Annotated in this window: 18 protein-coding genes; 16 read left to right on the top strand and 2 right to left on the bottom strand. The window is 69.6% G+C overall.

Annotation, left to right across the window (positions count from 1 at the left end):
- Positions 1–380 precede the first annotated feature (380 nt).
- The 4 genes from rplJ to GQR16_RS12565 all read left to right on the top strand — a co-directional run bounded on the left by rplJ (position 381) and on the right by GQR16_RS12565 (position 3,218).
- Positions 381–869 (top strand): 50S ribosomal protein L10, encoded by a 489-nt coding sequence (gene rplJ, locus GQR16_RS12580; protein ID WP_092964227.1) that lies wholly within the window; start codon positions 381–383, stop codon positions 867–869.
- A 48-nt stretch (positions 870–917) separates the two neighbouring features.
- Positions 918–1,295, top strand: a complete 378-nt coding sequence (gene rplL, locus GQR16_RS12575; protein WP_067873065.1) for a 50S ribosomal protein L7/L12 — start codon at positions 918–920, stop codon at positions 1,293–1,295.
- A 163-nt stretch (positions 1,296–1,458) separates the two neighbouring features.
- Positions 1,459–1,914, top strand: coding sequence for a MarR family winged helix-turn-helix transcriptional regulator (locus tag GQR16_RS12570; protein ID WP_246200803.1), 456 nt, complete (start codon positions 1,459–1,461; stop codon positions 1,912–1,914).
- Complete coding sequence (locus GQR16_RS12565) at positions 1,911–3,218, top strand: MFS transporter (protein ID WP_157415499.1); 1,308 nt, start codon at positions 1,911–1,913, stop codon at positions 3,216–3,218. The genes GQR16_RS12570 and GQR16_RS12565 overlap by 4 nt, the downstream gene beginning before the upstream one ends.
- Before the next feature lie 31 nt (positions 3,219–3,249).
- Here the strand turns inward: GQR16_RS12565 and GQR16_RS12560 are convergent, their stop codons facing one another.
- Entirely contained in the window at positions 3,250–4,314 is a 1,065-nt protein-coding gene (locus GQR16_RS12560) for a LacI family DNA-binding transcriptional regulator (protein ID WP_170298492.1), read from the bottom strand.
- Positions 4,315–4,528: 214 nt separating this feature from the next.
- On the opposite strand from GQR16_RS12560, the gene GQR16_RS12555 reads away from it, so the two are divergent.
- From GQR16_RS12555 to GQR16_RS12505, 11 genes are all read left to right on the top strand, one after another.
- Positions 4,529–5,887, top strand: a complete 1,359-nt coding sequence (locus GQR16_RS12555; protein WP_157415497.1) for an ABC transporter substrate-binding protein — start codon at positions 4,529–4,531, stop codon at positions 5,885–5,887.
- 130 nt (positions 5,888–6,017) lie between these two features.
- On the top strand, positions 6,018–6,986 hold the full coding sequence (locus GQR16_RS12550) for a carbohydrate ABC transporter permease (protein ID WP_157415496.1): 969 nt from the start codon (positions 6,018–6,020) through the stop codon (positions 6,984–6,986).
- The gene (locus GQR16_RS12545; protein ID WP_157415495.1) at positions 6,983–7,978 is read left to right on the top strand and encodes a carbohydrate ABC transporter permease; all 996 of its coding nucleotides are present in this window, start codon (positions 6,983–6,985) and stop codon (positions 7,976–7,978) included. Before GQR16_RS12550 ends, GQR16_RS12545 begins: the two co-directional genes overlap by 4 nt.
- A gap of 160 nt (positions 7,979–8,138) precedes the next feature.
- Positions 8,139–10,073, top strand: a complete 1,935-nt coding sequence (locus tag GQR16_RS12540; protein ID WP_425482623.1) for an ABC transporter ATP-binding protein — start codon at positions 8,139–8,141, stop codon at positions 10,071–10,073.
- Between the two features lie 48 nt (positions 10,074–10,121).
- Positions 10,122–11,597: a sugar porter family MFS transporter gene (locus GQR16_RS12535; protein ID WP_157415494.1), complete on the top strand. Its 1,476-nt coding sequence runs from the start codon at positions 10,122–10,124 to the stop codon at positions 11,595–11,597.
- Between the two features lie 133 nt (positions 11,598–11,730).
- Positions 11,731–13,098 carry a cystathionine beta-synthase gene (locus GQR16_RS12530; RefSeq protein ID WP_157415493.1) on the top strand — a complete coding sequence of 456 codons (1,368 nt, stop codon included), beginning with the start codon at positions 11,731–11,733 and terminating at the stop codon, positions 13,096–13,098.
- 128 nt (positions 13,099–13,226) lie between these two features.
- Positions 13,227–14,393 carry a cystathionine gamma-synthase gene (locus GQR16_RS12525; RefSeq protein ID WP_157415492.1) on the top strand — a complete coding sequence of 389 codons (1,167 nt, stop codon included), beginning with the start codon at positions 13,227–13,229 and terminating at the stop codon, positions 14,391–14,393.
- A gap of 135 nt (positions 14,394–14,528) precedes the next feature.
- Positions 14,529–15,998 carry an APC family permease gene (locus GQR16_RS12520; protein ID WP_246200801.1) on the top strand — a complete coding sequence of 490 codons (1,470 nt, stop codon included), beginning with the start codon at positions 14,529–14,531 and terminating at the stop codon, positions 15,996–15,998.
- Positions 15,995–16,954, top strand: a complete 960-nt coding sequence (locus GQR16_RS12515; protein WP_157415490.1) for a cyclase family protein — start codon at positions 15,995–15,997, stop codon at positions 16,952–16,954. Before GQR16_RS12520 ends, GQR16_RS12515 begins: the two co-directional genes overlap by 4 nt.
- A gap of 126 nt (positions 16,955–17,080) precedes the next feature.
- Positions 17,081–17,911 (top strand): aldo/keto reductase, encoded by an 831-nt coding sequence (locus GQR16_RS12510; RefSeq protein ID WP_157415489.1) that lies wholly within the window; start codon positions 17,081–17,083, stop codon positions 17,909–17,911.
- Between the two features lie 108 nt (positions 17,912–18,019).
- Entirely contained in the window at positions 18,020–19,546 is a 1,527-nt protein-coding gene (locus GQR16_RS12505) for an MFS transporter (RefSeq protein WP_157415526.1), read from the top strand.
- 332 nt (positions 19,547–19,878) lie between these two features.
- Here the strand turns inward: GQR16_RS12505 and GQR16_RS12500 are convergent, their stop codons facing one another.
- On the bottom strand, positions 19,879–20,895 hold the full coding sequence (locus GQR16_RS12500; protein ID WP_157415488.1) for a LacI family DNA-binding transcriptional regulator: 1,017 nt from the start codon (positions 20,893–20,895) through the stop codon (positions 19,879–19,881).
- Positions 20,896–21,419: 524 nt separating this feature from the next.
- Between GQR16_RS12500 and GQR16_RS12495 the strand changes: the two genes are divergently transcribed.
- A complete protein-coding gene (locus GQR16_RS12495; protein ID WP_157415487.1) occupies positions 21,420–22,142 on the top strand; it encodes an L-ribulose-5-phosphate 4-epimerase in 723 nt (240 codons plus the stop codon).
- Positions 22,143–22,237 lie beyond the last annotated feature (95 nt).

Genomic DNA, 22,237 nt, shown 5'->3' with positions numbered 1-22,237 from the left:
AGCAACTATATATAAATGGTTGCATTGAGTCAACTTTGGACTTCGGTCAACTATTCCCGCGTGGGCCGATCCGATGGGCGGATGCCGCGGGCGGCCGCCTGCGGCCCGATTTGGCCGAGCCGGCGGCATCCGGTAATGTGGTCCGAAGCCGAAGACCGCTGGTTGTCGTGCCGCCCGGGTTCATCCCCGAGAAGCCGACCGAAGTCTTGCGAAAGCAAGGGCCCGCGCAGGTGTGACGAAGACTTTCCGATGCGAATCGGGCCAGGCTCCGCGCAACTGCGCCGGAGCCTTTTTGTTTGTTCGCACCACCTCGCCACCCAGTCGCGATCCGAAGCCGTGCATCGCCACCGTGATGCACGTTGAATACTCAAGGAGTGGCCATGGCGAACAAGGAAGCCTCGGTTGCCGAACTCACGAACCTGTTCGAGAGCTCTGCTGCCGTTCTGCTGACCGAATACCGCGGCCTGACGGTTGCACAGCTCAAGCAGCTGCGCAACAGCATCCGTCAGGACGCGAGCTACGCCGTGGTGAAGAACACGCTGACCAAGATCGCCGCGAACAACGCGGGGATCACGACGCTGGACGACGACCTCACCGGTCCGTCCGCCGTCGCCTTCGTGCACGGCGACTTCGTCGCCACTGCCAAGGCCGTTCGTGACTTCGCCAAGGCAAACCCGAATCTTGTGATCAAGGGCGGCGTCTTCGAGGGCAAGACCCTCAACGCCGACGAGGTCAACAAGTACGCCTCGCTCGAGAGCCGCGAGGTTCTGCTTGCGAAGGCAGCGGGAATGATGAAGGCGACGATGGGCAAGGCTGCCGCCACCATCGACGCGCTTCGCGAAAAGCTGGAGACCGCCGAGGCCGCGTAAGCGCCCGACGTTCTCGTTCTACAAACCCCATCTATTAGGAGATACATCATGGCGAAGCTCACCACCGAAGAGCTGCTCGAGCAGTTTGCCGGCCTGACGCTTGTCGAGCTCAGCGAGTTCGTGAAGGCGTTCGAGGAGAAGTTCGAAGTCACCGCTGCCGCTCCCGTCGCCGCTGCCGGCGGCGCTGGCGCTGCTGCTGAAGAGGTTGAGGAGAAGGACTCCTTCGACGTCATCCTCGAGGCTGCCGGCGACAAGAAGATCCAGGTCATCAAGACCGTCCGCGAGCTCACCTCGCTCGGTCTCGGCGAGGCCAAGGCCGTCGTCGACGGTGCTCCCAAGGCCGTGCTCGAGGGCGCGAACAAGGAAGCCGCCGAGAAGGCCAAGGAGGCCCTCGAGGCTGCTGGCGCCACCGTCACCCTCAAGTAATCCGGCGCGCCCGATCCGGGCGCACTCGGCTTGAGGTGACCAGCGTCACCTGAACTGAACGGATGCCCCGTGACTCGTCATGAGTCACGGGGCATTCGTGCATCCGGGCGGCCGATGGCGTCCGGCGGGATAGTTACATAGCTTGGCTATGTATACTGGGAGCGTGACCTCAGAACTCCGCACCGTGCTCGGCGACCTCATCTCGGTGAACAACCGACTCACCCGACTCGCGGCATCCGTCAGCGGCAACACCGAATCGCCCGCGATCTGGCGCACCATCGTCGTGCTGCGCGATCTCGGCCCCATGCGACTCGGCGAGCTCGCCCGCGTCAGCCGGGTGAGCCAGCCCACCATGACCAAGCTCGTGCACACGCTCGACGAGCGCGGATGGATCCGGCGCATCGCCGACGCCGGCGATGCGAGGGCGTGGCTCATCTCGGCCGACCCGAGCGGTCTCGCGGCCCTCGCCGCGTGGCGCGACGAGGTCACCGCCGCGCTCGAGCCCACCTTCGACGACCTCTCCGACGACGAGATCGCGACGCTCGCGGCCTCCGTCGAGATCGTGCGCAGCCGACTCGAGCGGGCGCGCGAGGCGCTCCGCGAGGGCAAGTCGGCATGAGCGCGCAGACCGGCAGCATCGCCGCGGCACCCGCGGCACCCGCCACCCGCGGCGGCGGCTCGGGCCACGGCGGCGGCCACGCGGCATCCGCCTCGATCCTGAAGCAGCCGAAGGCCGTCTGGGCCGTCGCCTTCGCGAGCGTCATCGCATTCATGGGCATCGGGCTCGTCGACCCGATCCTGCCCGCGATCGCCGAGAGCCTGCAGGCGACCCCGACCGAGACCGAGATGCTCTTCACGAGCTACCTGCTCGTCACGGGCTTCGCCATGCTCGGCACGAGCTGGATCTCGAGCCGCATCGGGGCGAAGAAGACGCTGCTCATCGGGCTCGCCATCATCGTCGTGTTCGCGGCGGCGGCGGGGCTCTCGCAGAACGTCGAGGAGATCATCGGCTTCCGCGCGGGCTGGGGCCTCGGCAACGCGCTCTTCATCTCGACCGCGCTCGCGACGATCGTCGGCGCGGCCTCGGGCGGCACGGGCTCGGCGATCATCCTCTACGAGGCGGCGCTCGGCCTCGGCATCGCGATCGGCCCACTGCTGGGCGGCCTGCTCGGCCACCTCAGCTGGCGCGGTCCGTTCTTCGGCACCGCAGCCCTCATGGCGATCGGGTTCATCGCGATCCTCGTGCTGCTCAAGCGCGACCCCGACGCGGCGAGGCCCGAGCCGACCCGGCTCTCGGCGCCGATCCGCGCGCTGCGGCAGCCCGCCCTCGCGGTGCTCGCCGGTGCCGCCCTGTTCTACAACATCGGCTTCTTCGTGCTGCTCGCGTACTCGCCGTTCCCGCTCGGCTTCGACGCGCTCGGCCTGGGCTTCACCTTCTTCGGGTGGGGCGTCGCGCTCGCGATCACGTCGGTCTTCGTCGCACCCCTGCTGACCGCACGGATGCCGCGCACTCGCGTGCTGTGGATCGCGCTGCCCCTGCTGGCGGTCGTGCTCGCCGCGGCGGGCCTCTCGATCTCGTCGCCCGCGTGGCTCGTGGTCTGGATCGTCGTCGGCGGGCTCGTGCTCGGCGTGCTGAACACCGTGCTCACCGAGTGCGTGATGGAGGCGACCGACCTGCAGCGTTCGGTCGCGTCGAGCGCCTACTCGGCGGTGCGGTTCCTCGGCGGTGCGGTCGCCCCGCCCGCCGCGGCCGAGCTCGCGCGCCTCATCTCGCCCGAAGCGCCCTACTACGCGGCCGCGGGGTCGGTGCTCATCGCGACGCTCATCGTCGTGCTCGGACGTCGGGCCCTGCGCCGGGTCGACGGCCCGGCCGAGCCGGCGCTCGTCGAGGCCGAGGCGATCGCGGTCGGCGACGCGGCGTAGGTCCGCACCGATCGATCCGGCGGCGGTCGTCTCAGGCGACGGCTGGCCGCGCGGTGCTGCCGCGCACCACGAGCCGCGTCGGCATCGGCGCACCCGAGTCGGGCAGCGGGTCGGGGGCCCCTCCGCCGCCGCCCTCGCCGCCGAGCATGCGCAGGGCGACCTCGACCGCGAGCCGACCCTGCTCGGTGGGCGACTGCTCGATGGTCGTGAGGTCGAAGAGCTCGGCGTGCTCGTGCCCGTCGACGCCGATCACCGAGAGGTCGCGCGGCATCGAGAGCCCCAGGCGCTCGGCCGCTCGGATCACTCCGAACGCCATCTCGTCGGATGCCGCGAACACCGCGGTGGGCCGGTGCGCCGGATGCCCGAGCAGCTGCAGCCCGGCCGCGAATCCCGCCGGCATGCCCATGTCGGCCTCGACGAGGATCGCGCCGGGACCCCCGGCCGAGCTCTCGTCTGCCAGCAGCGGCAGGCCCGCGGCATCCGTCGTCTCGAGGAAGCCCGCCGCACGCAGCCCCGCGACGCTCGCCGGCTGGCTCGTCGCGCCGACGCCCGCGAGGTGCGCGATGCGCGTGTGCCCGAGGTGCAGCAGATGCGAGGTCGCGAGCGCGCCGACCCCGTGGTCGTCGATCGTGAGCCTCGCGGTCACCTCGCCGCTGCCGCCGATGCACACGACCGGCTTCTCTCGGCGCTCGAGGCCGCCGATCTCGCCGGGCGTCAGGTCGACGCCGATCACGATGACCGCGTCGACGCGTTTCCTGGCCAGGAAGAACTCGAAGACGCGCGAGCGCTCCGGCCCCGAGACCGGCAGGTTGTACAGCGTGAGGTCGTAGCCCGCGGCGAGCAGCGTGCGCTCGATGCCGTCGAGCACGGCCCCGAAGAACCAGCGGTTCACGAACGGGATCACCACGCCGATGTTCTTCGTGCGCCCCGTCACGAGGCTCGCGGCGTCGGGCGACGCGATGTACCCGATCTCGGATGCCGCGAGCTGCACCCTGCGCCGGGTGTCGGCGGCGACGTGGCCGCGGCCCGACAGTGCACGTGACGCCGTGGCCTTGGAGACCCCCGCGAGGCGGGCGACATCGCCGATGGCGGGCATCCGCGCCTCCCTCCGTCGGGTGTTCCGAGGCCGATCGTAGTGCCCCCGCCCGCCGAGTGGAACCGGTCTCGGTCCTGCGGTCGGATGAGGCATCCGTCGCCCGATCGTGACCGGCAAACGCTTGTGCGGGCTTGCCGCCGTCCCATAGCGTTGCCGATGGAACCGGTTCCGGGTCCGCCCCTGCACCACATTCGCTACTCAACGAGGAGAAGACATGAGACTCAGAGGGCATCGCCGTTTGACGGCCTCGCTCGTGGCGGCCGCGGCACTCGGCCTCACACTCACGGCCTGCACCGGCGACATCGCACAAGAAGACAACGCCGACGTCGACTGCGCCGACTACGAGTCGTACGGCTCGTTCGACGGCGCCGAGGTCACGATCGCCGGCACGATCCTCGACCTCGAGGCCGACCGCCTCAACGAGTCGTGGGCCGACTTCGAGCAGTGCACCGGCATCGCGATCGACTACCAGGGCTCGAGCGAGTTCGAGGCGCAGATCGCCGTGCTCGCCGAGGGCGGCAACGCGCCCGACATCGGCATCGTGCCGCAGCCCGGCCTGCTCGCCCGTCTCGCAGACGGCGGCTGGCTGATCCCGGCGTCGCAGGCCGTCGAAGACAACGTCGACGAGTTCTGGTCCGAGGACTGGAAGAAGTACGGCACCTACGACGACACCTTCTACGCGGCACCGCTCATGGCCAGCATCAAGGGGTACGTCTGGTACTCGCCGGCCGAGTTCGAGGAGAAGGGCTACGAGATCCCGAAGACCCTCGACGAGCTGAAGACGCTGTCCGAGACCATCGCGGCCGAGGGCGACCACAAGCCCTGGTGCGTCGGCCTCGAGTCCGGCGACGCGACCGGCTGGCCGGGCACCGACTGGGTCGAGGACTTCGTGCTCCGCCAGGCCGGCGCCGACGTCTACGACCAGTGGGTGACGCACGAGATCCCGTTCAACGACCCGCAGATCGCCACGGCGTTCGACTCGGTCGGCGAGTACCTGAAGAGCGACGACATGGTCAACGGCGGCATCGGCGACGTGTCGACGCTCGTCACCGAGGCGTTCCAGACCGCAGGTCTGCCGATCGTCGACGGCGAGTGCTCGCTGCACCACCAGGCCTCGTTCTACGAGACCTTCTGGAACCCCGACGGCGGCGACGCGGTGAAGGTCGCGTCCGACGGCGACGTGTTCGGATTCCTGCTGCCGCCGGTCAGTGCCGACGACCCGCAGGCCGTCACGGGCGGTGGCGAGTTCCCGGTCGCGTTCCGCGACGCCGAAGAGGTCGAGGCCGTGCGCGCCTACCTGTCGAGCGACACGTGGGCGAACAACCGCGTCAGCCTCGGCGGCGTGGTGAGCGCCAACAAGGGCGTCGACCCCGAGAACGCGTCGAGCGAGCTGCTCGTGCAGTCCATCGAGATCCTCCAGGATCCCGAGACCACGTTCCGGTTCGACGGTTCCGACCTGATGCCCGGTGCCGTCGGCGCCGACTCCTTCTGGAAGGGCATCGTGTCGTGGGTCGGCGGAGAGGACACCAAGCAGGTGCTCGACACGATCGAGGCCAGCTGGCCGACCAGCTGATCGGCGCCGTGACGCGTCCGGCCTGAGCCGGAGCTCACGGTAACGACGAGGGGTGGGGTTCCAGGAGCCCCACCCCTCGGCAACCCGGCATCATCCACGGCTGAATTCAACGAGGAATTTGGGAGGCACGATGACCACGGCCGATCTGCTCGGCAAGATCCTGCAGGTGGTGATGGGGCTCGCCGTGTTCGCGGCGGTCGTCGGCCTCCTCATCTTCCTCATCGACAAGGCGCCCAAGAAGGGGCGCGACTACTGGCAGCTGGCAGGGTTCCTGGCCCCCGCGATGATCTTCCTCGCGGTCGGCCTGGTCTACCCCGCCATCCGCACGGGCATCCTCGCCTTCCAGGACAAGGGCGGCGACTGGACGTTCGACAACTTCGTCTGGATGTTCACGCAGCCCGCGGCGATCCGCACCCTGATCAACACGATCGTGTGGGTCGCGCTCGTGCCCGTGATCTCGACCGCGATCGGCCTGGCGTACGCGATGTTCATCGACCGGTCGCGCGGCGAGAAGTTCTACAAGGTGATCCTGTTCATGCCGATCGCGATCTCGTTCGTCGGGGCGAGCGTCATCTGGCGGTTCGTCTACGAGTACCGCTCGGGCGACCGCGAGCAGATCGGCCTGCTGAACGCGATCGTCGTCGCCTTCGGCGGCGACCCGGTGCAGTGGTTGCAGACCGACCCGATCAACACGATCCTGCTGATCGTCATCATGATCTGGATCCAGACCGGGTTCGCGATGGTGCTGTTGAGCGCGGCCATCAAGGGCGTCCCGAGCGAGCAGATCGAAGCCGCGCAGCTCGACGGCACCAACGCCTGGCAGCGGTTCATGAACGTGACGGTGCCCGGCATCCGAGGATCGCTGGTCGTCGTGTTCACGACGATCTCGATCGCCACGCTCAAGGTCTTCGACATCGTCCGAACGATGACCGCCGGAAACTTCAACACGAGCGTCGTCGCGAACGAGATGTACACGCAGGCGTTCCGGGCGAGCGAGGTCGGGCGAGGTTCTGCGCTGGCGTTGATCCTCTTCGTCATGGTGCTGCCGATCGTCATCTACAACGTGAACGTGCTCCGCAAGCAGAGGGAGATCCGATGAGCAGCGTCGCCCCCGCCGAACTCCCGATCGATCGCGAACTCGCCGACGGCGAGGCCGCGGAGATCGCCGAGCACGAGCCGAGCACGAAGGCCGGCCGCGTCAAGAAGCGGCTCACCTCGCGCACGGCGACGATCGCATCGATCGTCATCGCCGTGCTCTGGACGATCCCGACGTTCGGCCTGCTGATCTCGTCGTTCCGCCCGGCGGAGCTGATCCGCACCACGGGCTGGTGGACGATCTTCCAGAACCCGGGCTTCACGCTCGAGAACTACCAGGACGTGCTGTTCTCGGCGTCGTCGTCGTCACCGCAGCTCGGTGCGTACATCGTGAACTCGATCGCGATCACGCTGCTCGGCACGCTCATCACGCTGGTCTTCGCGGCGATGGCGGCCTACGCGTTCGCGTGGATCAAGTTCAAGTGGGTGAACTGGCTCTTCATCTTCGTGTTCGCACTGCAGATCATCCCGCTGCAGATGTCGCTCGTGCCGCTGCTGCAGATCTTCTCGACCGTGCTGCGGCCGATGCAGGCGTGGCTCCACGACATCGTGCCGATCATCCCCGAGCAGAACTACCTGCCGCTCTGGCTGGCGCACGCGATGTTCGGCCTGCCGCTCGCGATCTTCCTGCTGCACAACTTCATCTCCGACATCCCGGGCGACGTCATCGAGGCGGCGCGGGTCGACGGGGCCACGCACGGTCAGGTGTTCTTCCGCATCGTGCTTCCGCTCGCGACCCCGGCGCTCGCGTCGTTCGCGATCTTCCAGTTCATCTGGGTCTGGAACGACCTGCTCGTCGCGTTGATCTTCTCGGGCGGTACGCAAGACGTCGCCCCGATCACGCAACGATTGGCGGAGTTGGTCGGCACGAGAGGTCAGGACTGGCAGTTGCTCACCGCGGCCGCCTTCATCTCGATCATCATTCCGCTGATCGTGTTCTTCAGCCTGCAGCGCTACTTCGTGCGCGGGCTCCTGGCGGGCGCGACCAAGGGGTAGTCGGGCCTCAGACGCACAGGGAAGACGGATGCCGCGGGCGGCCGCCCGCGCCATCCGTTCGCCCTGCATCGTCGGCACCGGCAGCAGCCTGAAGCGAACAGCGCGGTCGGGGTCGTCCGCGACCGGCGGCCGGGTCCGCGGGCGGACGTAGGGTTGGCGCATGAGCATGCACGGCGGTGGCGGGGGCGCGCCCGGAGGACAGACCGGGCGATTCGGCAAGCCGCGCACGCGCATCTCGGGGGCCGACGAGTCGGCGCAGCGAGCCGAGAACGAGGCGGCGCCGAAGATCCCGAACCTGCTGGGCCGCATCGCCGAGCTGTTCCAGCCGCACCGCGGATCCCTCGTGGTCGTGGTCGTGCTCGTGCTCGTGGGGGCCGGCCTCAGCGTGATCCCGCCGCTGCTCACCGAGCGCGCGTTCGACGAGGGCCTGTTCCCGCCCGACCCGGCGAACGAGGGTGCCACGACCGGCCCGAACCTGCAGGTGCTCGTCTGGATCGTGGCCGCGATGATCGGCATCTACGTGGTCTCGTCGCTGCTCGCCGTGTGGCAGACGTGGATGACCGCGACGATCGGCAACAACGTCATGGGCGCGCTGCGGGTGCGCATGTTCACGCACCTCCAGTCGATGGAGCTGAGCTTCTTCACGCGCACGAAGACGGGCGTGATCCAGTCGCGCCTGCAGAACGACGTCGGCGGCGTCGCCTCGGTGCTGACGAACACCGTCTCGAGCGTGCTGGGCAACACGGTCACCGTGATCTCGGCGTTCATCGCGATGCTCATCCTCAACTGGCAGCTGACGGTCGTCGCGCTCGTGCTGATGCCGTTCATGGTGTTCGCGCAGCGACGCGTCGGCAAGGTCCGGGCGCGCATCGCGGGCGAGACGCAGGAGTCGCTCTCCGAGATGACGGCGATCACCCAGGAGACGCTGAGCGTCTCGGGCATCCTGCTCTCGAAGTCGTTCACCCGGCAGCAGAACGAGATCGACCGCTACGCCGACGAGAACCGCAACCAGGTGCGCCTGCAGGTGCGCCAGCAGATGACGGGCCAGTGGTTCTTCGCCCTGGTGGGCATCTTCATGTCGTCGATCCCCGCGATCGTGTACCTCGCGTCCGGCCTGCTCATCTCCAACGGGGCGGCGGATGTCACGGCCGGCACGATCGTGGCCTTCACGACCGTTCAGGCGCGGTTGCTGTTCCCGCTCATGGCGCTCATGCGGGTCTCGCTCGACCTCCAGACCTCGACCGCGCTGTTCGCGCGGATCTTCGAGTACCTCGATCTGCGGCCCACCATCGTCGATGCGCCCGACGCCCGCGACGCGGCATCCGGAGCCGCGCTGGGCCGGGTCGAGTTCGAGAACGTGACGTTCCGGTACCCCGATGCGACCGACGACACCGTGCCGACGCTCGACGGCGTGAGCTTCGCGATCGAGCCGGGCCAGTTCGCGGCGTTCGTCGGGCCGTCGGGCGCCGGGAAGACGACGGTGTCCTACCTCGTTCCCCGGCTGTACGAGGCGACCGGCGGAGTCGTGCGGTTCGCGGGCGACGACGTGCGCGAGCTCCGGCAGGAGTCGCTCGTGCGCAACATCGGCATCGTGAGCCAGGAGACCTACCTCTTCCACGCCTCGATCGCCGAGAACCTGCGGTACGCGAAGCCCGACGCGACCGACGCAGAGCTCGAGGCGGCGGCCCGTGCGGCCAACATCCACGAGACGATCGCGTCCTTCCCCGACGGCTACGAGACCACCGTGGGCGAGCGCGGCTACCGACTGTCTGGTGGCGAGAAGCAGCGCATCGCGATCGCGCGCGTGCTGCTCAAGGACCCGCCCGTGCTCGTGCTCGACGAGGCGACGAGCGCGCTCGACACGATCTCCGAGCGGGTCGTGCAGCAGGCCCTCGACGACGCCGCGAAGGGGCGCACCACGATCGCGATCGCCCACCGGCTCTCGACGGTCATCTCGGCCGACGTGATCTTCGTGGTCGTCGCAGGGCGCATCGTCGAGCGCGGCACGCACGCCGAGCTCGTGGCGGCCGACGGCGTCTACGCGACACTCTCGCGGCAGCAGGAGCACCTGCCCACGAGCCCGGGTTGGCGGTAGGCTCCAAAGCACGGCCGGGGGAACGCCGACGAGGGCGAGGGGGATCCGATGAGCGGTGTCAAGGGTGATGCGCAGCAATTGCCGAAGAGCGTGAATCGCAAGGTCATCGGGCTCGCTGCGGCCGGTGCCGTCGGCGGTTTCCTCTTCGGGTTCGACTCCTCGGTGGTCAACGGCGCGGTCGACGCGATCCAAGCCGACTTCGGGCTCTCCGCCGCCGTGACCGGGTTCGCCGTCGCGAGTGCGCTGCTCGGCTGCGCGATCGGCGCCGAGCTCGCGGGGCGCCTGGCCGACCGGTTCGGCCGCATCCCCGTGATGATCATCGGCGCGGTGCTCTTCCTCGTGTCGTCGATCGGCGCGGGCCTCGCGATCGGCGTCGTCGACCTCATCATCTGGCGCGTGCTCGGCGGCATGGGCATCGGCATCGCGTCGGTCGTGGCGCCGGCCTACATCGCCGAGATCTCGCCGAGTGCGATCCGCGGCAGGCTCGCATCGCTGCAGCAGCTCGCGATCGTCTTCGGCATCTTCGCCGCCCTGCTCTCCGATTCGCTGTTCGCGGCGGCCGCGGGCGGCGCAGACCAGCCGTTCTGGTTCGGGCTCGAGGCCTGGCGGTGGATGTTCCTCGCGTGCGCCGTGCCGTCGATCGTGTACGGCGTGATCGCCCTGCTGCTGCCCGAGTCGCCGCGCTACCTGGTCAAGGTGGGCCGCGACAAGCAGGCCGCCGAGGTGCTCGAGCGCATCGGCAGCCCCGACCCCGAGAAGGCCGTCGCCGACATCACCGGGTCGCTGCACCGCGACGAGGTCGCCGAGTCGCAGGGCACGCTCCGCGGCCCGGTGCTCGGCCTCAAGGGCATCGTGTGGATCGGCATCCTGTTGTCGGTGTTCCAGCAGTTCGTCGGCATCAACGTGATCTTCTACTACTCGACCACCCTCTGGAAGGCCGTCGGCTTCGACGAGTCCGACTCGTTCACGATCAGCGTGTTCACGTCGGTCACGAACATCGTGGTGACGTTCATCGCGATCGCCCTCGTCGACAAGGTCGGTCGGCGCCCGCTGCTGCTCATCGGCTCGACGGGCATGGCGGTCACGCTCGCGACGATGGCGATCGCCTTCGCCAACTCGGTGACCGTCGACGGCGAGGTGAGCCTGCCGGGAGCCTGGGGACCGATCGCGCTCGTCGCCGCCAACCTGTTCGTGGTCGCGTTCGGCTTCTCGTGGGGTCCGCTCGTGTGGGTGCTGCTCGGCGAGATCTTCCCGAACAGCATCCGAGGTCGAGCGCTCGGCCTCGCGGCCGCCGCGCAGTGGATCGCGAACTTCCTCATCACGGTGTCGTTCCCGTCGATGTCCGAGTTCTCGTTGTTCTGGACCTACTCGATGTACGCCGGGTTCGCCGTGCTGTCGTTCATCTTCGTGCTCTGGAAGGTGCCCGAGACCAAGGGCATGGCCCTCGAGGACTCCGAGGCGGTCTTCGCGGCGGGCACGGCGAGAGACAAACGACGGCGCGCAAGTCAGACCGCCGCAGGGTAGGGTGTGTCTCGTGCTGCTCACGTGTTGTTGTTGTCGTCGCTCAGACCGACCATGACCTTTCGCGCCACTGCGCCCGCTGAGCGGGTCTCGCACGGCGCACCACGATGACGACACCCAGGGGAGAACCCTCACCATGAAGTACGCAGAATCCATCGTCGACCTCGTCGGCAACACGCCGCTCGTGAAGCTCAACCGCGTGGTCGCCGGGGCGACCGAGGCGACCGTGCTCGTGAAGCTCGAGTACCTGAACCCGGGCGGTTCGGTGAAGGACCGCATCGCGTCGCGCATGATCGACGCGGCCGAGCGCGACGGCCTGCTGGAGCCCGGCGGCACCATCGTCGAGCCGACCTCGGGCAACACGGGCGTGGGGCTCGCGCTCGTCGCGCAGCAGCGCGGCTACCGCTGCATCTTCGTCGTGCCCGACAAATTCGGCGAGGAGAAGCGCAACGTGCTCACGGCGTACGGCGCCCAGGTGGTCGTGACGCCCACGTCGGTCGACCCCGACGGCCCCGAGTCGTACTACAGCGTCTCCGACCGCATCGTCCGCGAGACGCCCGGCGCCTACAAGCCCAACCAGTTCGCGAACCCCAACGGTCCCCGCGCGCACTACGAGACCACGGGTCCCGAGATCTGGAACGACACCGAAGGTCGCATCACGCACTTCGTGGCCGGCATCGGCACGGGCGGCACGATCACGGGCACCGGCCGCTACCTGCGCGAGATCTCGGGCGACCGGGTTCGCGTGATCGGCGCCGACCCCGAGGGCTCGGTGTACTCGGGCGGCACCGGCCGGCCGTACTTCGTCGAGGGCGTCGGCGAGGACATGTGGCCAGACACGTTCGACCCGGCCGTGCCGCACGAGGTGCTCGCCGTCTCCGACCGCGACGCGTTCGAGATGACGAGGCGGCTCGCCAATGAGGAGGGTCTGCTCGTCGGCGGCTCGAGCGGCATGGCGGTCGCGGCGGCGTTGCGCGCCGCGAAAGATGCCTCGCCCGACGACGTGTTCGTGGTGCTGCTGCCCGACGGCGGCCGCGGCTACCTCGGCAAGATCTTCAACGACAAATGGATGCGCGCGTACGGCTTCTCGAACGCCCCCGAGGGGCACACGATCGCCGACGTGCTCGCGACCAAGGCCGACCGCACGGCGCCGCTCGTCTACGTGCACCCCAACGACAGCGTGCGCGAGGCGATCGACCTGATGGCCTCGACCGGCGTCTCGCAGGTGCTCGTGCTCTCGGCCGAACCGCCCGTCGTGCTCGGCGAGGTGAAGGGCACCATCACCGAAGACGTGCTGCTCGACCTCGTCTTCACGGGCAAGGTCAAGCTCACCGACGAGGTCGGCGCCGTCGTGGGCCCGCAGCTGCCGCTCATCGGCGTGAACGAGCCCGTCTCGGCGGCGCGCTCGGCGTTCGCCGACGCCTCCGCGATGCTCGTGACCGACGGCGGCAAGGCCCTCGGCGTCATCACGCGCACCGACCTGCTCACCTACCTCTCGGCGTAGCCGCCGGCATCCGCTCGCTCGAATCGACGGATGCCGCGACCCGGCGAGTCCCGCAGACCTCGCGAACCCGGGGCTCAAGAACCCCGAGAACGCTCAGACCCGAACCAGAACCAGAAACGGATGTCACGATGAACATCTCCGACCGCGCCGGCTTCGACACGCTCGCGATCCACGCCGGCCAGGCGTTCGACCCCACGACGGGCGCGGTGATCCCGCCCGTCTACCTCACCTCGACCTACGTGCAGGACGGCATCGGCAACCTGCGCGAGGGCTACGAGTACTCGCGCGGCGGCAACCCGACCCGCACCGCGCTCGAGACCCAGCTCGCGGCATTGGAGCGCGGCATCCGCGGCCTGTCGTTCGCGTCGGGCCTCGCTGCGGAAGACGCGCTGCTGCGCACGGTGCTCGCGCCGGGCGACCACGTCGTCGTCGGCAACGACGTGTACGGCGGTACGCACCGCCTGATCCGCAAGGTGCACGGCGCCTGGGGCGTGCGGCACAGCACGGTCGACCTGGGCGACCTCGACGCGGTGCGCGCGGCGATCGAGCCGGGGGTCACGAAGGTGCTGTGGATCGAGACGCCCTCGAACCCGCTCATGAAGATCACCGACATTGCTGCGCTCGCGGCGATCGGCCGCGAGTCGGGCGCGCTCGTCGTCGTCGACAACACGTTCGCGACGCCCGCGCTGCAGCAGCCGATCGCGCTCGGCGCGCAGGTCGTCGTGCACTCGACGACGAAGTACCTCGGCGGCCACTCCGACGTCATCGGCGGTGCACTCGTGTTCGCGCCGGGGCAGGAGGAGCTCGCCGAGCAGGTGACGTTCACCCAGTTCGCGGCCGGCGCGGTCTCCGGCCCGTTCGACGCGTTCCTCACCACGCGCGGCATCAAGACCCTCGGCATCCGGATGCAGCGGCACAGCGCCACGGCGCAGCTCATCGCCGAGCGGCTCGCCGAGCACGACGGCATCGCACGTGTCTACTACCCGGGGCTCGAGTCGCACCCCGGCCACGAGCTCGCGGCGCGCCAGATGTCGGGATTCGGCGGCATGCTCTCGATCGAGCTCGCCGGCGGCGGTGAGGCGGCCCGCCGGTTCGCCGAGTCGACGACGCTGTTCCAGCTCGCCGAGTCACTCGGCGGCGTCGAGTCGCTCGTGAACCACCCGTGGGCGATGACGCATGCATCCGTTCGCGGAACCGACGCCGAGGTCGCCGAGTCGATCGTGCGCCTGTCGGTCGGCATCGAAGACGCGGACGACCTGCTCGCCGACATCGACGAGGCGCTCGCGCGACTGTAGGGCCTGTTCGGGTTCGGGTGACGGATGCCGCGGGCGGCCGCGCGCGACATCCGCCCCTCGAGGCTGGCAGGAAGTCGTCGATGTGCGTCAGCCCTGCCATCGCATGGTGGCGAGCGGATGCCCCAGACTGAACGGGTGAGCACGAAACCCATCGAGTCGAGCGGCGCAGCGCCGACCACCGAGCGCCACGGCAGCCTCGGCCTCGTGCAGGGCACGGCCCTGTACATCGCGAGCGTGCTCGGCACGGGCATCCTCGTGCTGCCGGGCCTGGCCGCCGCGGCCGCCGGGCCGGCCTCGGTCGTCGCGGTCGCCGTCGTGCTCGTGCTCTCGATCCCGCTCGCCGGAACCTTCGCCGCCCTCGCCTCGCGCTACCCCGACGCGGGCGGCGTCGCGAGCTACGTGCGCCGAGCACTCGGCGACACGGCGGCGCGCATGGCCGGGTACTGGTTCTACTTCGGCGTCTGCATCGGCGCCCCCGTGCTCGCGGTGCTCGGCGGCGAGTACGTCGTCGCCGTGCTCGGCATCGACCGCTCGGCCGTGCCGATCATCGGGTTCGCGGTCTTCATCCCGCCGTTCGTCGTCAACTGGTTCGGCGTCCGCGTCGCCGGGTGGGTGCAGTTCGTGCTCACCGGACTGCTCGTCGCAGTCGTCGTCGGCGTGGTCGCCGTGACGTTCCCGGCCGCCGAGGCCTCGAACTTCACCCCGTTCCTCCCGAACGGCTGGGGCGGCGTCGGGGTCGCCATCAGCCTCTTCGTGTGGGCGTTCGCAGGCTGGGAGGTCGGCACCCACATCGCCGGGGAGTTCAAGAACCCGCGCAAGATCATCCCGCTCGCGACCGGCATCGCCGTCGTCGTGGTCGGGGCCGGGTACCTCGCGCTCCAGTTCGTCACCGTCGCCGTGCTCGGCGATCGTGCGGGCGACGGGCAGGTGCCGCTGCTCGACCTCGTCGAGACCACCGCGCCCGGCATCGGCCCGGTGATCGTCGCCATCGTCGCGGCGATCGTCACACTCGGCGTCATGAACGCCTACCTGCCCGCGTTCGGCAAGCTCGGCGCCGCGCTCGGCCGCGACGGCGACCTGCCGAAGTTCTTCGCGAAGGGCGCCGCCGACGGCGAGGTGCCGCGCCGATCGCTCGCGCTCACGGGCGTGATCATCCTCGTGTACTTCGGTCTGATGCTGCTCAACGACCTCGACCTGACCGGGTTCATCCTCATCCACACGAGCAACATGGTCGCGATCTACGCCGCCGGCATGCTCGCCGCGACGCTGCTGCTCAAGCGGTGGTCGTTCGGATGGTGGCTGGCCGTCGTCGCGACCGTCATGACGGCGGGCCTGCTCGTGCTCGCCTGGCAGAACCTGTTCGTGCCGTTGGTGCTCGCGTTCGCCGCGGTCGTCGTGACGATCGTGCGGCGGGTGCGCGGCCTGAGGTCCGGGGCCGGCCCCGACGGCCACGACGGCCGCGGTCGAGCGGGTGGCGCGGGCGAGCCGGTCGACGTCGGTGCGCCGGTGGCTGAGGCGGCCGTGCTCGTGCCCGCGGCGCCGGCTGCGGCATCCGTCGTCTCCTCGACCTCCACTGGCACCGCCGACCCGAAGGACACCGAGTGACCGAGTACCGCGCCCGATTCGACGCCGACATCGCGTTCGCGAACGGGGGAGGGCTGCGCGCCGACGCGTTCCGCCTCGACCTGCCTGCGGCCGACCTGACCGAGGCGGAGATCGCCGAGCTGCTCGTGCGGCACCTCGGGCTGACGCTCGTGGGCAGCGTGCGCCTGTCGAACCTCGAGGTCGTCGAGGAGGCGCACCGCGGATCGCGCGGCGTGCTGCCCGAACGGGGCGACTCCGGCATCGTGAACGCCTCCTCGCGGACGCTCGTCGACCTCAGCCACCCGATCCGCGCCGGACTCGTGACCTACCCGGGCATCCCCGCGCCCGTCATCACGCCGCATCTCACGCGCGAGGCGTCGCGCGGGGTCTACGCGCCGGGCACCGAGTTCGAGATCGACGTCATCGCCATGGCGGGCAACACGGGCACCTACCTCGACAGCCCGTTCCACCGCTACGCCGACGGGGGAGACCTCGCGAGCCTCGACCTCGAGACGCTCGTCGGGCTGCCCGCCGAGGTCTTCCGGCTCACGGATGCGGCGAGCCGCGGCATCCCGGCGGAGGTGTTCTTCGACCGCGAGCTCGCGGGCACGGCCGTGCTGCTGCACACCGGCTTCGACCGCCACTTCGGCACGCCCGAGTACGGGCACGGCTCGCCGTTCCTCACCGAGGCGGGGGCGCGGCACCTCGTGGCGGCCGGCGTCGCACTCGTCGGCATCGACGCCCTGAACATCGACGACACCGAGTCCGGCGGCGAACGCCCCGCGCACTCGCTGCTGCTCGAGGCCGGCATCCACGTGGTCGAGCACCTCACCGCGCTCGAGCGCGTGCCCGTGCGCGGTGCGAGGTTCACGGCCGTGCCGCCGCGCGTCGAGGGCTTCGGCACGTTCCCGGTGCGCGCGTTCGCCGAGGTGCCGCCGGTCGCGGTGCCGCCGGTCGAGGTGCCGCTGGTCGGGTAGCGACGCAGGAGCGCATCGAGACCAGCCTGTCTCGGACCACGCGGTCGGCCGCCGATACGGCGCTGCGCGCCACCTCGAACGGCGGGGGACCGTGCATCTGCCGCCCGCGTGCGTGAGGATGGAGCAATGAGCCTTCCCTCCTACGCGCTGCGCGACGGAAACACGATTCCCGCGATCGGCCTCGGCACCTACGGGCTCAACGAGCAGGTCGGCGTCGAGGCGATCTCCGACGCCATCGGCGACGGCTACCGCCTGCTCGACACCGCCTACAACTACGGCAACGAAGACGTCGTGGGCGAGGCGATCCGCCGCTCGGGCGTGGACCGCAGCGACCTCGTCGTCGCCACGAAGCTGCCGGGCCGTCACCACGGATTCGACGAGACGATCGCGAGCTTCGAGGAGTCGCGCGCCCGCCTCGACCTCGACTGGGTCGACCTCTACCTCATCCACTGGCCGAACCCGAGCGTCGACAAGTTCGTCGACAGCTGGAAGGCGATGATCCGCCTGCGCGAGAAGGGGCTCGTGCGCTCCATCGGCGTCTCGAACTTCACGGCGCCCATGCTCGACCGCCTCGAGCACGAGACCGGCGTCGTGCCGGTCGTCAACCAGGTCGAGCTGCACCCGTACTTCTCGCAGCGCGAGCTGCGCGGCTATCACGCCGAGCACGGCATCCGCACCGAGAGCTGGAGCCCGCTCGGCCGCAAGAGCGATCTTCTGAACGAACCGGTGCTGACCGAGATCGCCGCGCGCCTCGGCCGCTCGGTGCCGCAGGTCGTGCTGCGCTGGCACGTGCAGCTCGGCTCGGTGCCGATCCCGAAGTCGTCGCAGGCCGACCGGCGCCGGGCGAACCTCGACGTGTTCTCGTTCGAGTTGAGCGAGGCGGATGTCGCGGCCATCGACGGCCTCGAGCGCGGCCGCATCTGGGGCGCGGACCCCGACACGCACGAAGAGCTCTAGGCCGGCTCGCCGGTCGTCCCGGCCGAGCCGGTCTTCCCGGTCGAGCCGTGCGCACCGGCCCGGGGGCGGGCCGCAACGTCGGCGGCACGACGTAGGCTCGATCAAGTGATGCGATCAACGGGCGACGGGGCTGCGAACGACGAGATCGAGACGGGCGAGGCCGAGTCGGCCGAGCTCGAGTCGGCCGAGTACTCGCTCGCCCCGGCGGCCGATGCGTACACGTCGGCCGAGGCATCGGCTCACGAGGCGTCCGCTCACGAGGCCTCGCTGAACGACCCCCGCCTGCCCGACGCGAAGGGCCCGCTGTCGGCGCCCTACACGTGGCTGTCGATCGGCATGTTCGCGACGATCTTCCTCGCGGCGTTCGAGGCGATGGCCGTGACCACGATCATGCCGCTCGTCGTGCGCGACCTCGACGGCGAGTCGCTGTTCGCGCTCTCGTTCGCCGTGCCGCTGGCCGCGGGCATCATCGGCATGGTGCTCGCGGGCAACTGGACCGACCGTTCGGGGCCGCTGCCCTCGCTCATCACGGCGGCCGCGCTCTTCGTCGTCGGCCTCGTGATCGCGGGCACCGCGACCGACATGACCGTGTTCATCCTCGGGCGGTTCGTGCACGGGTTGAGCGGTGCGGCCGTCATCGTGCCGCTCTACGTGATCGTCGCCCGCGCCTACCCCGAGGCGCTGCGCGCGCGGGTGTTCGCGGGGTTCGCGGCCGCGTGGGTGATCCCGTCGATCGTGGGGCCGGCGCTCGCCGGGCTCGTCGCCGAGGCGTTCAGCTGGCACTGGGTGTTCCTCGGTGTCATCGTGATCGTCGTGCCGGCCGCCGCCATGATGGTGCCGCCGATCCTGCGGGTGCGCGACCTCGTGCAGGGCGACGCCTCGGTTCCGTGGAGCCTCGGGCGCGTGGGCTGGGCGGTGCTAACAGCCGCCGCTGCTCTCGCGGTCTCGCTCGCGAAGGAGCTCGACGACCCGTGGCGATGGGTCGCCGCCGGTCTCGGCATCGTGGTCGCGGCCCTCGCCGCCCGCCCGCTGCTGCCACCCGGAACGCTGCATGCCGTGCGCGGCATGCCGGCGACCGTCGCCGTGAAGTTCGTCGTCGCCGGCGCCTTCTTCGGCAGCGAGGTCTACCTGCCCTATCTCTTCATCGAGAACTACGAGATGTCGCCGAGCCTCGCGGGCGTCGTGCTGACGGGTGCCGGAGTCACCTGGGCTGCGGCGTCATGGCTGCAGGGCCGGCTCACGCACAAGGTCAGCGATACGCGCGCCGTGCAGATCGGCGCGACGACCCTCGTGCTCGCGCTGCTGGTCGTGCTCGCCGTCGCCGCGTTCACGCTGCCCCCGGCCATCGCGTTCGTGGCCTGGGCGCTCGCCGGCGCCTCGATGGGCTTCATGTACCCCCGCTTCTCGGTCTCGGTGCTCGCCCAGTCCAAGCGCGAGGAGCAGGGCTTCAACAGCGCCGCCCTCACGATCTCCGAGTCGCTCGGCGCGTCGATCGCCCTCGCGGTCACGGCCCTCGTCTCGTCGGCCGTCGGCGCCGGCGCGTTCACGGCCGACTTCGCCGTCACCGTGGGCATCGCGGTCGTCGGTCTGCTCATCGCGGGGCGCGTGCGCCCGCCGGGCGTCCCGCGCGGCTGACCCCCGTCAGCGGCATCCGGATGTCGCGTGCGGGCGCCGCACCCGTGCCCCGCCCCCTTGCCCGATCGCCCGTGAAAGCCTGTGCCGGAGTGCCGGAGTGCCGGAGTGCCGGAGTGCCGGAGTGCCGGAGTGCCGGAGTGCCGGAGTGCCGGAGTGCCGGAGTGCCGGAGTGCCGGAGTGCCGGAGTGCCGGAGTGCCGGAGTGCGGGAGTGCCGGAGTGCCGGAGTGCCGGAGTGCCGGAGTCGGACGGCAGGCGCATGGCGCGACGGCCCAGCGACGCTGGATGCGCGTCGGCCGCGCAGGTGAAGACGCCGGCCTGCGGCATCCGTCGCTCAGAAGGCGGGGCGACCCGTCGACGACCGCACGACGAGTTCGGGCACGATCGCGTCGCGGGGCTCGGGCGCCCCGGCGTCGCTGCCGAGCAGCAGGGCCACGCAGCGGCGGCCGAGCTCGGCGAAGTCCTGACGCACGGTCGTGAGCGGCGGCCAGAAGTGCGCGGCCTCCGGAATGTCGTCGAACCCGACGATCGAGACGTCGCGCGGGATCTCGAGCCCGGCGTCGCGGATCGCGTGCATGAGGCCGAGCGCCATCTGGTCGTTCGAGGAGAAGATCGCGGTGAAGTCGCGCACCGTGAGCAGCTCTCGCCCGGCGTAGTAACCGAAGTCCGCGGTCCAGTCGCCGAGGATCGGCGCGGTGGTGGGCACGTCGCTCGCGCTCATCTCCTCGAGGAATCCGCGCATGCGCGCCTCGGCCTCGATCCAGTCCTGAGGACCGGTGAGGTGGTAGATGTTGCGGTGCCCGAGCTCGATGAGGTGGCGGGTCGCGAGTCGCGCGCCGGCGATCTGGTCGACGGAGAGGGTGTGGTCGGGGTCTTGGCCGGTCGACTGCAGGCTGACGTACGGCACGTCGATCGAGCGCTGGGCGAGCGTGTCGAACACGCGCGCCTGCGGGGCGATGACCACGAGCCCCTCGACCCCCTGCGCGACCAGGTGCGCGAGGCCGTCGGCGATCGAGCGGTCGTCGGATGCGTCGATGTTGGCCGTGCTCACCCAGTACCCGGCCTCGCGGGCGGCCGCCTCGATGGCGGTGATGCTCGAGGCCGGACCGTACTGGGTGCTCTGCGACGAGAGGATGCCGATCGTGTGCGAGCGGCTCGTGACGAGCGCGCGCGCGGCGCGGTTGGGCTGGTACTGCACCTCCGCCATGACGTCGAGCACGCGCTGCTTCGTCTCCGGGCGGATGCTCGGGTGGTGGTTGAGCACGCGGGAGACCGTCTGATGCGAGACGCCGGCCAGGCGTGCGACGTCTCGAATGCTGGGCGCACGGCCCTTCGACGGCTCGTCTGACACGGTCACATCCTCGTTCGTGTTTTGCGGGCATGTGCACGGTCACACGCCTCATCGCCCCTCATTATGCACGTCAGACCGGGAATGTGACCGTCACACATGTGACGGTCACATGAAATTCGCCGAGCCGGCGACCCCGTTCAGGGGCCCGAAGGAAGGAGTCCGAACGTATGGCCGCGCGGCCGCGCCCGCCTGTGTGGCGCGTCATTCCGGGCGTCCGAGCCGACCTCGCCCGGAATTCGGGGCGTTCCGTCCTGCGAGGCGAAGGCCCACGGGCCGTTATCGATCCGTGACCAATCCTGAGTTGACAGTTCGGCTCGGCATCGGGCTAACATGAGTGTCGCCATGTGAACGGTCACATTTGATCGGCACATGACACCGATCCAGCGACCGGGGCAGATGCACCCGAACCATCGACGAAGGAGTCAGCACGTGAACCACGGCGACCTGCACCAGTTCGGAGCATCCTCCGGAGTGCACGCCCGTGTTCTCACGCTCGGCTCCACGGCCATCACGGTGGTCGTCGCATGAGCAGCTACGGTCCCCAGCTCGAGGTCGCGATCGCCCGTGTGCGGACCGAGGTTGCGAAGTTGCATGCGGAGTTGACGCGGTATGGCCTGGTGGTGTGGACGGGCGGGAACGTCAGCGGTCGGGTTCCGGGTGCGGATCTGTTCGTGATCAAGCCGTCGGGTGTCAGTTATGACGATCTGGCGCCGGAGAACATGATCTTGTGCGATCTGGACGGCACCGTGATCGAGGGCACCCCTGGTGCGGAGCGCAGCCCGTCGTCGGACACGGCGGCGCATGCGTACGTGTATCGGAACATGCCCGAGGTCGGCGGTGTGGTGCACACGCATTCGACGTATGCGGTGGCGTGGGCGGCACGCAATGAGCCGATTCCGTGTGTGATCACGGCGATGGCCGATGAGTTCGGTGGTCCGATCCCGGTGGGTCCGTTCGCGATCATCGGGGACGACTCGATCGGTCGGGGCATCGTCGAGACGTTGACCGGGCATCGCAGCCGGGCGGTGTTGATGGCCAATCACGGGCCGTTCACGATCGGGTCGTCGGCGAAGGACGCGGTCAAGGCCGCGGTCATGGTCGAGGACGTCGCCCGCACGGTGCACCTCGCTCGTGAAGCGGGCCCGTTGGTCCCGATCCCGCAGGAAGCGATCGACCGGTTGTACGACCGGTACCAGAACGTCTACGGACAGGCCGCCGATGCACGTCGGGCGGCGACCCGCGCATGAGGCCAAGACCGTAGTCGAGCACGACCCGCGCCGAAGGCGCCTAACTCAACAACACAAGCTTGCGACATCCGGTCACCTCGACGGAATGGCGTGGG

The organism is Agromyces allii, from assembly GCF_009749385.1.
GTDB lineage: Bacteria > Actinomycetota > Actinomycetes > Actinomycetales > Microbacteriaceae > Agromyces > Agromyces allii.
Note: the sequence above shows the minus strand (reverse complement) of the source record. Positions and strands in the feature narration are given on the sequence as shown.